This window comes from Sulfurimonas sp. HSL1-2 (genome assembly GCF_039645565.1).
Lineage (GTDB): Bacteria > Campylobacterota > Campylobacteria > Campylobacterales > Sulfurimonadaceae > Thiomicrolovo > Thiomicrolovo zhangzhouensis.
Genome location: NZ_CP147914.1, coordinates 1,961,768 through 1,974,875 on the forward strand (window position 1 = coordinate 1,961,768; position 13,108 = coordinate 1,974,875).

Sequence of the window (13,108 nt, forward strand, 5' to 3'; positions counted from 1 at the left end):
TAAGAAAAACCGCTTATTTCGGGCAGCCCTCGCCCGTTTTGAGGCAGCGCAGCGCGCTTTCTACGTCGTCCTGGCGCATCAGTGACTCACCGACAAGAAAGGCATCCACACCCGCTTTGCCGAGATCTTCGAGCTGGCCGTGCTCGTAGATGCCGCTCTCGGCGACGATGATCTTGTTATTCGGGATAAGCGGGATAAGCTTGTAGCTCAGCTCCATATCCATCTCAAAGGTCTCCAGGTTGCGGTGGTTGATGCCGATGATGTCCGCCCCGGCGAAGATCGCCTTGGTGAGGTCCGTCTTGTCATGGATCTCGACCAGGGCCTCCATCCCGAGATGGCGGGTGTAGTCGAGCAGCTCCTTGAGCTCTTTGCGCGAGAGCGCCTTGGCGATGAGCAGGACGAAATCCGCGCCGTAGACGAGGGCTTCGACCAGCTGGTACTTGCTGACGATGAAGTCCTTCCGCAGGAGCGGGATGCTTGCGTAGCGGCGGATCTCCGCGAGGTAGTCCAGACTCCCCTGGAAATAGTGCGGTTCGGTGAGGATGGAGATGGCGTTCGCACCCCCGCGCTCATAGGCCTGCGCAATGGCGACCGGGTCGAAGTCTTCACGGATCACGCCTTTTGACGGGCTCGCTTTTTTCACTTCGGAGATGATGCGGTACGGTTCTTCCTCCGTCGCTTTGAGGTGCGGGATGACCGGGCGCGGTGCACGGGCGTTGAAGGCAAGGGAGCGCCCCAGCCAATCCATGCTGTACTCCTTTTCGCGGCGGGCGAGGTCCTCTTTGGTCTTCGCGATAATCTCATCCAGAATCATTACTTTCCTTGTGTTGTTTTACGTTGGCGTTTCAAGCACTCGGCAATGGCTTTGACATGCTTTTCGAGTTCGGGGTCCGTCTCGCCGCCCATCGCTTTGAGCGCTTTTTTCATCGTTGCGTCGGCTTCGCTGCAGCGGCCGAGTTTGTAGTACCCCCAGGCGAGCGAATCGAGGTAGAAGGGCGATGCGGGTTCCTGCTGCAACGCCGCCTTGACATAGCCGATCCCCGCTTCCGGGTCAACGTCGTTGTCGATCAGCAGGTAGCCCAGGTAGTTGAGCATCAGGGCGTCTTTTTCGCTTTTGACGGCCGTCTTCAGCTTCTCGACGGTCTCGGCCACCAGTTTCGGATCGCGTTTGTCCTCCGCCCCTTCAAAGGCGAAAATCGCACTCTGCCCCAGGTAGTTCGCATCGCCGTTCTCCTTGTAGAGGCTTTCGGCCAGTTCGGAAGCCGCGGCGTACTCCTTGGCATTGATATAGAGCTTGAGCAGCAGGGCATCGTCCGTATGATGCTGTTCAAGGAAGTGTTTCAACGGAACCATGTCGTTTTGGTAGCTGTAGATGCGGACGATGGCATCGGCCACGTCTTTGGAGGGGTAGTTGCTGTAAAGGCGCAGGTAGGTGCCCAGCATCCCCTCGATATTGTTCTGCTCGCTGTAAAGCCCCGCCAGCCGTTTGCAGATGCGTTCGGAGCAGCCGTTGAGGCGGATATGCGTCTCGAGCTGGGCGATGGCATCCTTCTGGCGGTCGAGGTTGACGTAAAGGATGACGGCCATCCGGTCGAGGACCATCTCATCGTAATCGATGTCGTAGGCACTCTCCAGGTAGCGCAGCGCCGTATTGTACTGCTTCTGCTGGGCGTAGATCTCGGAGACGCCGATATAGTCCTGCTTTGCCTTCGTTTGTTCCAAGAGTGCCAGGGCGGCAACTTCGGCTGCCTTCATCTCCCCTTTGCCGATCAGGGCGCGGATACGGTAGCGCTCCACCTGGGCATCAAATCCCTCCCGTTCCCGAAACGATGCGGTATTTTCCAGCACGTCGTCGTACTGTTTGGCATGCAGCAGGTTTTCAAAGAAGTGGTCACGGTAGGGAATGCGCGGCGCTTTCTCGTACAGGACCGCGTAAAGCTGCGCCGCCGTCGCGTACTGCCCGTGCGCCTCCGCGTCAAGGGCAAAGAGGGTGTAGGCGTCCTCTTCGTCGAACGCCTTCGTCTGCGGCGAGAGCGTCGGCTCTTTCAGGCTGCAGCCGGTGAGGATCAGCAGCAGGGTTCCGGTCAGAAGGGCAGACTTAAACATCGACGATCCCCGGGCACTCCCGCTTGAGTTCATCGACGCGGGTCTTGTAATACTCCCAGAAGGGGAAGGTACGGCACTGGAGGGGGCGGGCCGTGTAGACGCCGCAGCCGTTCGTTTCTCGGTCGAAAAAGATGCAGTCGTGCGACATGCCGACGATCTTCTCTTTGAGCGAGAACTTGTAGCCCCGTTTTTCGAGGTAGGTACGGCGGAAGTCCGCCTCCTCCATCGCCAGCGCACCCGCCAGTGCCCGGATCTCGTCGGGGGAGACGAAGATATTGCCGCTTTCGCCGGTGCAGCAGCGCCCGCCGCACCCGGCGCAGGCGGAAGGGTCGAACGCGTAGGGGTAGCCGTCTTCTTTTATCATAGGGTGCATTTTATACTGTGCGTCCTTGCATCGCGGTAGACCTGCAGGCTCTTGGCGGAAAACTCATCTTCGTCAAAGGCGAAAATCGGTGGCCGGACGCGCATGAGCGAACGGGAGTTTTTCCGGGCGTGCAGCATCACCAGGGTCGCGTTGCGATCCGGTTTCGAATGAACGAATTGTACATCAACCACTCTTAATTTGGCGCGTTCGCAGGCGGCACAGAGGTGGGCGAACTGCTGGGGATCGTAGCAGAGCATCAGGTGCCCCTGCGCCTGCAGGAGCTTCGCGGCATGGGAGATAAATGCGTCGATGGGAAGGTGCAGGTTGTAGCGCGCCGTGTGCACCATTTCGTTCTCCGAGCGCGACGCCCCCTCGTGATAGAAGGGGGGATTGGAGACGATGTAGTCGAACCCCTCGGGGTCCTTGAACGCGAGAAAATCCGTGTGATGGACCCGGTAGTCGATCCCGTTCACTTCCGCGTTCTTCGAGGCGTACTGCACGAAAGCGTCCTGCTTCTCCACCGCCTCAAGCCGCACTTTCGGATGGTCGCGTGCCACCAGCAGCCCGACGACACCGCAGCCGGCCCCCACGTCGAGCATGCGGCCCCGCGGCGTGAAAGAGGAGATGAAGTCGTACAGGAAGATCGAGTCACTGTTGTAGCAGTACCCCTCCTGCGGCTGGTAAAGCAGCATCGAACGCCTTTTGATTTATAATTCCGTCATTATACAGTGCCGCGGCGTTCTCGCCCAAAAGAAAGGATTCGCATGATCATCATCCCCGCCCGTCTGGCTTCGACCCGCTTCCCGCAAAAAGTCCTGGCGGATATCGGCGGCCTTCCGATGGTCGTCCGTACGGCACGGCAGGTGGCCCACCTCGACAACGTCGTCGTCGCCGCGGACGACGAAAGCATCATCGAGGTCTGCAGAGCCCACGATGTGAAGGCGATGCTCACCTCGACGACACATAAAAGCGGGACCGACCGCATCAACGAATGTGCGCAGCTGCTCGACATCCCCGACGACGAACTCGTCATCAACATCCAGGCCGACGAGCCCTTTATCGAGCCGGAGGTCCTCACCCTGCTGATCGACCGCCTTAATGCCCTCAAGGCGGAGGGGCGCACTTTTGTCATGGGGAGCTGCTACAACGCCGTCAACGCGGAAGCCGCCGACGACCCGAACCTCGTCAAGGTCGTCGTGAACGCGAAGCACGACGCCATCTACTTCTCCCGCTCCAAGATCCCCTACAACCGCGGCGGCGGGGCGACCTACTTCGGCCATATCGGCATCTACGGCTTTACCAAGAAGAGCCTGCACGACTTCTGCGCCCTCGACGACGCCCCCGTCGAAGATATCGAAAAGCTCGAACAGCTCCGCGCGATTCATCACGGGCTGCCCATCAGCATGGTCAAGGTCGCCAGCACCGGTTTCGGCATCGACACGCCGGAGGACCTGGCACGGGCCAAAGAGATCTTCGGAGTCCAGTAAAGCGGGATCCGTTACGGATCAAATGCACAGCGGCATCTTCGTATGAATGCCGGCTTACGCGACAGGCTGATACGATTGATGGATCGATCAAACAGATTTAAAAGTGATATGGGTATTTAAAGGGAAGAAAAAGCGCTTCCGGCAGAGGCCGGAAACATAGAAGAAACTTAGATGTTGTCGCGGATACCGAGATCGGCAACAAGTTTGTCGTATGCAGGGCGGTTTGTGCGTTTGAAGTAACGCATCAGACGGCGGCGCTGACCGACGAGTTTGAGCAGACCCAGGCGTGACGCGTGGTCTTTCTTGAAAGTTTTGAGGTGTTCAGTCAGTTCAGCAATACGTGTGCTGAGCAGTGCGATCTGCACTTCTGAAGAACCGGTGTCGTTTTCGTTACGTCCGAATTTTTTAACAATCTCTTGTTTTTTCGCCGCATCCAAAGCCATGATAGCCTCCTGAGGGTATAATAAATTTTTCGTTCACAATCGAACAAGGGCGAAATTATAGCGAATGTTTCCTGTTTTGGCAATCCTCACGGGCGACTCGAAGACGTTTTTTGCTAAACCCCTCCTCTATAGTCGATTTTTTTGAGCTACGCTTTAGAGTAATCGGATATAATTTCTCTTAATTAAATCAGATCTCGTGTACCTTTGGGATCGGAAAGTGACACCATGCTCATTACCCGTGCCAGCGAATACGCCCTGCTCTCGCTCATCGTCCTGGCCAAAGCCGAGAAGCCCCTCGACGCCGACACCCTCTCCCGGGATCTCGACATTTCCAAGAGCTTTCTCGCGAAGATCCTGCAGTCGATGGCACGCAACGGCATCCTCAACTCCTTCAAGGGTGCCAACGGCGGATTTGCTCTTGCGAAGGATATGCACGACATCACCATCAGGGACATCACCTGCGCCGCCGAGGGGAAAAATCCCTCCGTCTTCGACTGCTCCAAGTCCCAGAAAGACTGCCCCTCCGACAAGGCGTCCACCTGCCAGATCTGGCCTGTCGTCAACCGGCTTCAGGGCAAGATCGACACCTTCTTGGAGGGATTGACCCTCGCCGACCTGATCGAACAGTAACCAATAGAAAGGCCATTGTGACCATTTACCACCTCTCCCATATCGACCTCGACGGCTACAGCTGCCAGCTTGTCATGCAGCATACGCCCCATACCATGCATTTTTACAACGCCAACTACGGCGAAGAGGTCCCCGAACGCCTGCGGCAGATCGTCGAGGCGCTTGAACACGAACGCGAAGCGATGATCCTCGTCACCGACCTGAACCTGACCCCCGACGAGTCCCGCTGGCTCGACGGCGAAGTCAAACGGTTCAACGAAACAGGCAAAAAGATCACCCTGCAGCTGCTCGACCACCACGGCAGCGGCAAGGAGAGCGCGGCGCGCTACGGCTGGTACCTCCTCGATACCGACCGCAGTGCCACGAAGATCACCTATGAATTCGCCAAAGAACAGGGGTGGCTGCAGGAGGAGCCTGCGTGGATGGAGGCTTATGTCGCCGTCGTCAACGCCGTCGACCTCTGGCTGCAGCATGAAGCGGAGAACTTCGAATACGGCAAGGTGCTCATGCGACTCGTCAGCGAGACCCGCGAACTGGGCCGGACCCTCTTCGCCGAACAGGACCGCGCCTACAAGCTGAGCCTGCTCACGGAAGCCGCCGCGATGATCGATCTGCCTGACGCGCCGATCGTGCTGGACGAGAAAATTCACCTGATGAAAAAAGGGTTTTTCCGCGAAGAGGAGAACAACACCCTTGACAACCTGGTGACGAAGTACATCGTCTCCCTGATGGGGGCGAAGCGCAAAGAGATGACGATCTACTACAAAGGGTACCGCGGCTTTTTAAGCTATGCCGTCGGCAACACCTCCATCATCGGCAACGGCTTCCTCGTCACCTACCCCGAATATGACTTCATTGTCGACATCAGTCCCCGCGGGACGATGAGCCTGCGCGCCAACAACCAGGTCGACGTCTCCCTCATCGCCAAGGAGTGGGCGGGCGGCGGCGGACACCCCAACGCCTCCGGGGGCCGTATCCAGGGCTTCAAAGAGCAGTTCCGCTACGACAAGGTCAAAGCGCAGATCGAATCACTGATCGCCAAGCGCGAATCCGTCTCCGGAAAACTGCCGCAAAAAAGCGAATAGGCCCCTAGCGGTTTTTCGCGAAATAGCGTTCCACACCCTCCGCCAGGCCCCTGGCAAAATAATCCTGATACGTATTGCTGTGAATCCGCACCGCCTCTTTGGGGTGGGTAATAAAGCCGATTTCGACGAGGACCGCCGGCATCTGTGCGCCGACCAGGACCCAGAACGGGCCTTCTCTGACCCCCGCGTCCTTCACCTCTTTGTAGCGGGCCCGCAGCGACGAAAGCACGCTTGACTGCAGGTCGATCGCCAGTTTGTGCGACGCGACGATCTTTTCGGAGTTGAGGACGTTCAGGAAGGTGCTCTTGCCGTAAAAGTCCATATCCTCGACTTCCGCCTTGTTCTCCAGGGCCGCGGCGTTCGTCGCCCGCTTGGAACGCGACGGGGAGAGAAAGTAGGTCTCGATGCCGTACGCTTTGTGCGCCTTGCTTTTGGGCACGGCATTGGCGTGCAGGGAGATGAAAAGATCCGCTTTCTTCTTGTTGGCGTAGCCCGTACGGTTGCGCAGTTTGATGAACTTGTCGTTGCTGCGGGTCATGTAGACGGTGTAGCCGCGTTCGCGCAGGCGTGAGGCCGTCTTCGCCGCCAGGGAGAGGACGATCTCTTTTTCCTTGTAACGGTTGTGCCCGACGGCCCCGCCGTCTTTGCCCCCGTGGCCCGGGTCGATCACGATCACCCGCTCTTTGTTGCGGGCCTGGCCCGGGCTTGCCACGGGCACGCGCTTTGGCGACGTCACTCCGGAGAGCCCGGCACGTACCGTCAGCGTCTTCTCCGCTTTTGCAAAGCGCACCGGCAGCGCCTTGGAACTTTCCAGGACCAGGCGGATGGTCTGCGGTTTGTACTGTGTCAGGCTGATGCGCTTGAGGTCGCGGTGCGTCAGCGTATGGGACTCGTCCAGCACCGCATGGATATCAAGGACGTAGCGGTAGCCGTGCTTCCCGCTCTTTTTCAGCTTGAAGAAGTTGACATCTTTGTTCGAAAGCGTCTTTTCGAAACGGAACACCAGGTTGCCGTGGTCCCATTCGACCTCTTCCAGCCGGTTCTGCCCCTTCACGCTCGGCGTTTTCACCTTTGGCATTTCAGCCGCAGGTTCCGGCGCTGCCGCCGGGGCAGGCGCGGCTTTGGGTTCCGGCGCGGGCAGGGTCTTGAGCTTTCTGCTGTAGTCGCTGACGTCGATATGCAGCGCGCTGCCGCTCGCGACGATCCCTTCGAGCGCACGGCGTTTCTTGGCCGTGTCGCCTTCGATCGTTGCGTCCATATAGGCAGCTTTAAAGGTATCGTACGCCTGGAAGATTTCGGACTGTTTTTTGGAGTGGAGCGCGGCTTCCGCCTCGGAGACGGTCATCGCGTTGAGGGACGTACCAAGCAGTACGGCAGCGGTGGCGATCAGGCAGAGCCGCTTCAGCGTCATCAGGGCCTATTCGCCTTCGGTCAGCTTCTTCATCAGGTCGGCCACGCTGATGAGCTCGTTGATCCGGTAGCCGTTCGTGCCGGAGAAGAAGAGGCCAAGCTCGATATTCCCCTCGTAGGCATCGCTGAGGCGGTCGGCGATACAGAAGCCCACCGCTTTCGCCTCGACCCCGCGTTCGCAGGGCGCGACGCAGTTCGAGATACACTTGATCGCCGGCCCCGTGCGGGTCTCGATCAGGCTGCTCAGGTTCGTACGCACTCCGCGGGCGGGGTAGCCGACCGGGGACTTCATGAGGTGGATATCCTCCTCTTTTGCTTCGAGCAGAACCTTTTTGAAGTTCGGATGAGCGTCGCATTCGTAGGTACCGATAAAACGGGTACCCATCTGTACCCCGGCAGCACCCAGTTCCATCATCTCCTCAATGTCCTTCTTGTCCCAGATGCCGCCGGCGGCAATAACCGGGATATCGCCCCAGGCCGCCGCCTCCTCGACGACAGGCTTGACAAGGTTCTCGAGCTGGTGCTCCTCCATGGAACACTGTTCATAGGTAAAGCCCTGGTGCCCGCCGCTTTTGGGCCCTTCGAGGATCACGGCATCCGGCAGGCGGTTGTAACGCTTTTCCCAGCGTTTGCAGATGATCTTGAGCGCTTTGGGCGAGGAAACGATCGGCACCAGGGCAACGTCGGGATACCCCTCTGTGAACTCCGGCATGTTCGTCGGCAGTCCCGCCCCGGTGATGATGATGTCGATTCCCGCTTCGCAGGCATCGCGCACGACACGGCCGTAGTCGTTGATGGCGTAGAGGACGTTTGCCGCCAGCGGGGCGTCGCCGCAGATCTTGCGTGCGTTGTTGACGATGGCGGTCAGCCCCTCTTTGGAGTAGAAATTCTCCACGTCCAGCGGGCGGCCGGAGACCAGTTTGTGCGCATGCTCTTTCTGCTCGTAGTAGCCGGTCCCGACGGCGCTGATGACACCGAGTCCGCCCTCTTTGGAGACGGTCCCGGCCAGGCGGTCCCAGCTGATGCCGACGCCCATCCCGCCCTGAACGATCGGTTTTTCAAGCGTGTATTTACCGATTTTCAGCGGTTTGAAACTCATCTATTTCACCTTTACGCGGGCAAACTTGCGTTTGCCCACCTGAAGGATGTACTCGCCCGCTTCCAGCTGAAGCTGTTCGTCATCCACTTTTTCTTGATCCATTTTAACGGCTCCTTGCTTAAGGTCGCGACGGGCCTGCGATGTAGATGCTTCAAGGCCGCAATCCTGCAAGGCTTTGGCGATCCATACCGGGCCGTCAAGCTCGAATTCGGGCATGTCGCTCGGCAGTTCGCTCTTGGCATGGACCCGGTCGAACTCCGCCTTCGCCGCTTCGGCGTCAGCAGCGCTGTGGAAGCGCTCTACGATCTCCATAGCCAGCGCCTCTTTGACCTTTTTCGGGTGGGCTGCGCCCTGCTCGACGTCCGCTTTGAGCCGGGCGATCTCGGCAAGGCTCTTGTGGCTGAGCAGCTCGTAGTAGCGCCACATCAGCTCGTCCGAGATACTGAGTACCTTCCCGAACATCTCTCCCGGCGCTTCGGCCACACCGATGTAGTTGTTGAGGCTCTTGCTCATCTTCTGAACGCCGTCGAGGCCTTCGAGAATAGGCATCATCAGGACCGCCTGCTCCTTGCCCTTCTCGTAGGCGCGCTGCAGGTGGCGCCCCATGAGGAGGTTGAACTTCTGGTCCGTTCCCCCGATCTCGATGTCGCTGTCGAGGTGGACGCTGTCAAAGCCCTGGAGCAGCGGGTAGATGAACTCGCTGATGGAGATGGGCGTACCGCCCTTGTAGCGCTTCTCGAAATCGTCGCGCTCCAGCATTCGTGCGACGTTCATCAGGGTCGTGAGCTCGAGCATCCCCGCCGCACCGATAGGGTTGATCCAGTCGGCGTTGAAGAGAACGTCCGTTTTTTCCGGATCGAGGATCTTGAAGACCTGCTCTTTGTAACTTTTGGCATTTTCCGCGATCTGCTCGGGCAGCAGCTTCTTGCGCGTCTCGCTTTTGCCGGTCGGGTCACCGATCTGTGCCGTGAAGTCACCGATGATGAACTGCACGCGTCCGCCGATGCGCTGGAAAGCGGCCAGCTTGTTGAGCAGGACCGTATGGCCCAGGTGCAGGTCCGGCGCCGTCGGGTCGAACCCGGCTTTGACGCTGAAGGTTTTCCCCTCGTCGAGGGCCCCTTTTACCAGCGCCTCGATACGCGCTTCGTCGATGATTTCGGCCGTACCGCGGCGGATTTCAGCCAATGCTTCTGTTACTGTCATTCTTTCCCTTCACCTCTCACACGGAGCGATACGCATCGTCCGTTCGAATAAACTGTATGATATGAATTTTTTGTTCAATTTTAGCGCGGAGGCGGTTAATATCCGCTTCCGAACTCTGGAACTCCAGCTCGCACAGCTGCTGGTGTTCCTGCCGCTCTTTGCCCAGTTCGATGCTGACGATCTCCGCCCCCAGCTTCGCCAGGAAGGTGAGGAAATCCGCCAGCGCCCCCTTGGCGTTGTGCATGCTGACGATCATGTGGTAGTGGAAGATGCTCTCCTGCTTCCAGCGCACGAAAAGCATCGGCTCCTCATCCTCGATCAGCGTTGCGGCGTGCTGGCACATCTTGTGGTGGATATGTGCCTTGCCGTTGCTGACGAAACCGACGATCTCATCCCCGGCCTTGGGGTGGCAGCAGAAATCGAAAACGACGTCGGAGATCGTGTGGTTCGAGAAGAGCTCGATCGAACCGAACCGGTAGAGCTTGAGCTTGAAGCGATGCGTCGCCAGGAAGGCACCGAACTTCTTGTGCGAACGCAGGGCCTTGAGGTAGTGGTGCAGCACCTCTCTGAGATAGTCGACGTCCCGGGCGATCATCCAGGCATTCTGCAGACGGTTGTGTTCGCGCAGCCACTCCCGGATACGGGTCACGTTGAGCTGCATGACACCGCGCATGATCAGCAGGCCGCTCCGGCTGTCGATGTCGCGGATGCGGTGGCGGCAGTTGATGCGGATATGCTGTTTCGCCCGGGAGGTCTTGACGGCATCCATCCAGCTGCAGCGCAGCTGCTTCTCCTCACTGGTCATGATCCGAACGATGTCGCCGTTATGCAACTCGGCCAGCAGGCTCTTGCTCTCTTTGTTCACGAGGCACGATTCGGCACGGTCGCCGATCTCGGTATGGACGGCATAGGCGAAGTCGAGCGCCGTTGCCCCGCGCGGGAGCGTATAGGGTTTCCCTTTGGGGGAGAAGACGCTGATATCCTCGCTGTAGAGGTCGGTTTTCGCCAGCTCGTAGAAGTCCTCGATCGACTCCTCCTGGTACTGGAGGTTCTGCAGCCAGTCGAGGTTGATGTTGTTGCCGCCGCTCTTGTACTTCCAGTGGGCCGCGACCCCCAGCTCCGCCGTCTTGTGCATCTCGAAGGTACGGATCTGCACCTCGATGATGGAGGTGTCGTCGAACACCGTCGTATGCAGGGTCTGGTAGCCGTTCTCCTTCGGGATCGCGATGTAGTCCTTGAAACGCGAGGTGAGCGGCTGGAAATGCAGGTGCACGAGCCCGAGCACGCTGTAGCACTGGGTCGGGTCGTTCACGAGCACCCTGATGGCCAGCAGGTCCAGGACCTCGTCGATGCTGATCCCCTTGCGCTGCATTTTGAGGTAGATGGAGTAGTCGTGCTTGATCCGGCTGAGGATCTCGTAGCTGCCGGGCATGATCCCGTGGCGTTCCATCAGCTTGGCGATCTTCTGGCGGAAGCCGTTGAGGCGCAGTTCGATGTCGTGGTAGTTCGTCTTCAGGTAGTCGTCGATACGCTGCTTCTCATCCGAAAAGACGTAGGAGAAACTCAGGTCCTCGAGGAAGTTCTTGATATAGGAGATACCGAGGCGGTGGGCGATCGGTGCGTAGACGACCAGGGTCTCCTCGGCGATACGGCGCTGTTTGGCCGGCGGCAGCGAGTCGAGGGTCAGCATATTGTGCAGCCGGTCGCAGAGCTTGACGACCAGGACGCGGATATCCTTGATGGAGGCGAGCAGCATCTTTCTAAACGTCAGCGCCGAGACGACAAGCTTTTCGTCCGAGTGCGAGGGGATGAGCTCCTTGTCACGGATCAGGTCGATCTTGGTCAGCCCGTGCACCAGATGGGCCACGTCGGAGCCGTAGCGCATCTCCACGATCTCAATGGTATTGGGCGTATCCTCGACGACGTCGTGCAGGAGCGCGGCGATGACCATGGCGCGGTCCCCGGTGATGGAAGCTACCAGCGCAGAAACGAGGATGGGGTGGACGACGTAGGGTTCGCCGCTCTTGCGCGTCTGGTGCGCATGGGCGTCTTTGGAAAAAAGCAGCGCATCTTCGATCAGTTCGTCAAAGGCGATGTTTTCGTGCAGCAGCGCCGTCGCACTTTCAATATCCCGTATGGAACGGATCTGGTTGATATCAAAATTGTTTGCCATGGCTGCTCTTTGCGGTCAGATGTAGGAGCGCCCGGCGGGCGCGGGAGGGAGGGTCAGGCTTTGGGCTTGAAGCCCTTGATAAGGACGAGGCCTTCTGCGATCTCCATCAGTGCGAGGTCAGTCGATTTGGTAGTTTTGAGGTCAAGGTTGAGCTTGCTCTGGGCACCGTTTTCGAGCTCTTTCGCGCGCTGTGCAACGGCAATGGCAAGCTGGTAGCGGTCGATGCCGGCCGTGCTGAGGGCCTTGGCGGTAATCTCTTCAAGACGGAGGTTTGTCATGGTGTTTTCCTTTGGTAAATTTCTTACTGCTGTACGATGGAGCAGTTGGTGTAATCGCCGCCGATAATCTCAAGCAGGTTCCCCGGCTTGAACATGTCGCAGACGATAATCGGCAGTTTGTTGTCCTTGGCCAGCGCGATGGAGGTGTCGTCCATGACCTTGATGTGGTCATGCAGCGCCTCGTCATACGTCAAGGTGTCCAGTTTCACGGCATCGGCAAATTTGTTCGGATCGCGATCGTAAACGCCGTCGACCTTTGTCGCTTTGATGATCACGTCGGCACCGATTTCGACCGCCCGCAGCGTCGCGGCGGTGTCGGTCGTAAAGAAGGGGTTCCCCGTCCCCGCCGCGAAAATCACGACGCGTCCCTTTTCCAGGTGGCGGACGGCGCGGCGCTGGATGTAGGGCTCGGCGATCTGTTCCATTTTGATCGCCGTCTGCACCCGCACTTTCAGTCCGGCGTGTTCGCACGCCTCCTGCATCGCCACGGCGTTGATGACCGTTGCGAGCATCCCCATATAGTCCCCGGAAGTCCGGCGGATGATCCCGTCTTTTGCCGCCGTCACGCCGCGGATGATGTTTCCGCCGCCGATGACGAGACCGACCTGGATCCCCGCATCGACGAGGCTCTTGATCTCCTGGGAGATGTAATTGAGGATCTGGGTGTCGATCCCGTGACCGGCTTCACCGGCCAGCGCTTCACCTGAAAACTTAACCAACACCCGTTTTTGACCCATCAAACACGCTCCTCTCTCTTACACCAACGACGCCAGAAGCGCGTAAAAAGTGTCTTTATAAAATCCCGCAATTATATTTTAAAGTCGCTTTAA

14 protein-coding genes are annotated in these 13,108 nt (G+C 58.5%); 3 read left to right on the forward strand and 11 right to left on the reverse strand.

Annotated features, from left to right (window positions below; translation table 11 throughout):
- Nucleotides 1–13 precede the first annotated feature (13 nt).
- The 4 genes from trpC to WCX18_RS10105 are packed head-to-tail and all read right to left on the reverse strand — an operon-like array spanning nucleotide 14 to nucleotide 3,162.
- Nucleotides 14–814: an indole-3-glycerol phosphate synthase TrpC gene (trpC, locus tag WCX18_RS10090; RefSeq protein WP_345987461.1), complete on the reverse strand. Its 801-nt coding sequence runs from the start codon at nucleotides 812–814 to the stop codon at nucleotides 14–16.
- Nucleotides 814–2,106: a hypothetical protein gene (locus tag WCX18_RS10095; protein ID WP_345987462.1), complete on the reverse strand. Its 1,293-nt coding sequence runs from the start codon at nucleotides 2,104–2,106 to the stop codon at nucleotides 814–816. The genes trpC and WCX18_RS10095 overlap by 1 nt, the downstream gene beginning before the upstream one ends.
- A complete protein-coding gene (locus tag WCX18_RS10100) occupies nucleotides 2,099–2,470 on the reverse strand; it encodes a YkgJ family cysteine cluster protein (RefSeq protein ID WP_345987463.1) in 372 nt (123 codons plus the stop codon). The genes WCX18_RS10095 and WCX18_RS10100 overlap by 8 nt, the downstream gene beginning before the upstream one ends.
- Nucleotides 2,467–3,162, reverse strand: coding sequence for a methyltransferase (locus tag WCX18_RS10105; RefSeq protein WP_345987464.1), 696 nt, complete (start codon nucleotides 3,160–3,162; stop codon nucleotides 2,467–2,469). Before WCX18_RS10105 ends, WCX18_RS10100 begins: the two co-directional genes overlap by 4 nt.
- 72 nt (nucleotides 3,163–3,234) lie before the next feature.
- On the opposite strand from WCX18_RS10105, the gene kdsB reads away from it, so the two are divergent.
- Nucleotides 3,235–3,957: a 3-deoxy-manno-octulosonate cytidylyltransferase gene (gene kdsB, locus WCX18_RS10110; protein WP_345987465.1), complete on the forward strand. Its 723-nt coding sequence runs from the start codon at nucleotides 3,235–3,237 to the stop codon at nucleotides 3,955–3,957.
- Between the two features lie 167 nt (nucleotides 3,958–4,124).
- Here the strand turns inward: kdsB and rpsO are convergent, their stop codons facing one another.
- Nucleotides 4,125–4,400 (reverse strand): 30S ribosomal protein S15, encoded by a 276-nt coding sequence (rpsO, locus tag WCX18_RS10115; protein WP_345985040.1) that lies wholly within the window; start codon nucleotides 4,398–4,400, stop codon nucleotides 4,125–4,127.
- A gap of 225 nt (nucleotides 4,401–4,625) precedes the next feature.
- Between rpsO and WCX18_RS10120 the strand changes: the two genes are divergently transcribed.
- Both WCX18_RS10120 and WCX18_RS10125 read left to right on the forward strand, forming a co-directional pair.
- Nucleotides 4,626–5,030 carry an Rrf2 family transcriptional regulator gene (locus tag WCX18_RS10120; protein ID WP_345985041.1) on the forward strand — a complete coding sequence of 135 codons (405 nt, stop codon included), beginning with the start codon at nucleotides 4,626–4,628 and terminating at the stop codon, nucleotides 5,028–5,030.
- 17 nt (nucleotides 5,031–5,047) lie between these two features.
- The gene (locus tag WCX18_RS10125; RefSeq protein WP_345987466.1) at nucleotides 5,048–6,115 is read left to right on the forward strand and encodes a phosphoesterase; all 1,068 of its coding nucleotides are present in this window, start codon (nucleotides 5,048–5,050) and stop codon (nucleotides 6,113–6,115) included.
- A 4-nt stretch (nucleotides 6,116–6,119) separates the two neighbouring features.
- Here the strand turns inward: WCX18_RS10125 and WCX18_RS10130 are convergent, their stop codons facing one another.
- From WCX18_RS10130 to pyrH, 6 genes are read right to left on the reverse strand one after another with little or no spacing between them, the layout of a single operon-like run.
- On the reverse strand, nucleotides 6,120–7,526 hold the full coding sequence (locus WCX18_RS10130; RefSeq protein WP_345987467.1) for an N-acetylmuramoyl-L-alanine amidase: 1,407 nt from the start codon (nucleotides 7,524–7,526) through the stop codon (nucleotides 6,120–6,122).
- A gap of 6 nt (nucleotides 7,527–7,532) precedes the next feature.
- Nucleotides 7,533–8,624: a nitronate monooxygenase gene (locus WCX18_RS10135; protein WP_345987468.1), complete on the reverse strand. Its 1,092-nt coding sequence runs from the start codon at nucleotides 8,622–8,624 to the stop codon at nucleotides 7,533–7,535.
- Nucleotides 8,625–9,827 carry a tyrosine--tRNA ligase gene (tyrS, locus tag WCX18_RS10140; RefSeq protein WP_345987469.1) on the reverse strand — a complete coding sequence of 401 codons (1,203 nt, stop codon included), beginning with the start codon at nucleotides 9,825–9,827 and terminating at the stop codon, nucleotides 8,625–8,627.
- Between the two features lie 16 nt (nucleotides 9,828–9,843).
- A complete protein-coding gene (locus WCX18_RS10145; RefSeq protein ID WP_345987470.1) occupies nucleotides 9,844–12,000 on the reverse strand; it encodes a RelA/SpoT family protein in 2,157 nt (718 codons plus the stop codon).
- A gap of 53 nt (nucleotides 12,001–12,053) precedes the next feature.
- The gene (locus WCX18_RS10150) at nucleotides 12,054–12,278 is read right to left on the reverse strand and encodes a DNA-directed RNA polymerase subunit omega (protein WP_345987471.1); all 225 of its coding nucleotides are present in this window, start codon (nucleotides 12,276–12,278) and stop codon (nucleotides 12,054–12,056) included.
- A 23-nt stretch (nucleotides 12,279–12,301) separates the two neighbouring features.
- Nucleotides 12,302–13,015, reverse strand: a complete 714-nt coding sequence (gene pyrH, locus WCX18_RS10155; RefSeq protein WP_345987472.1) for a UMP kinase — start codon at nucleotides 13,013–13,015, stop codon at nucleotides 12,302–12,304.
- Nucleotides 13,016–13,108: the final 93 nt, after the last annotated feature.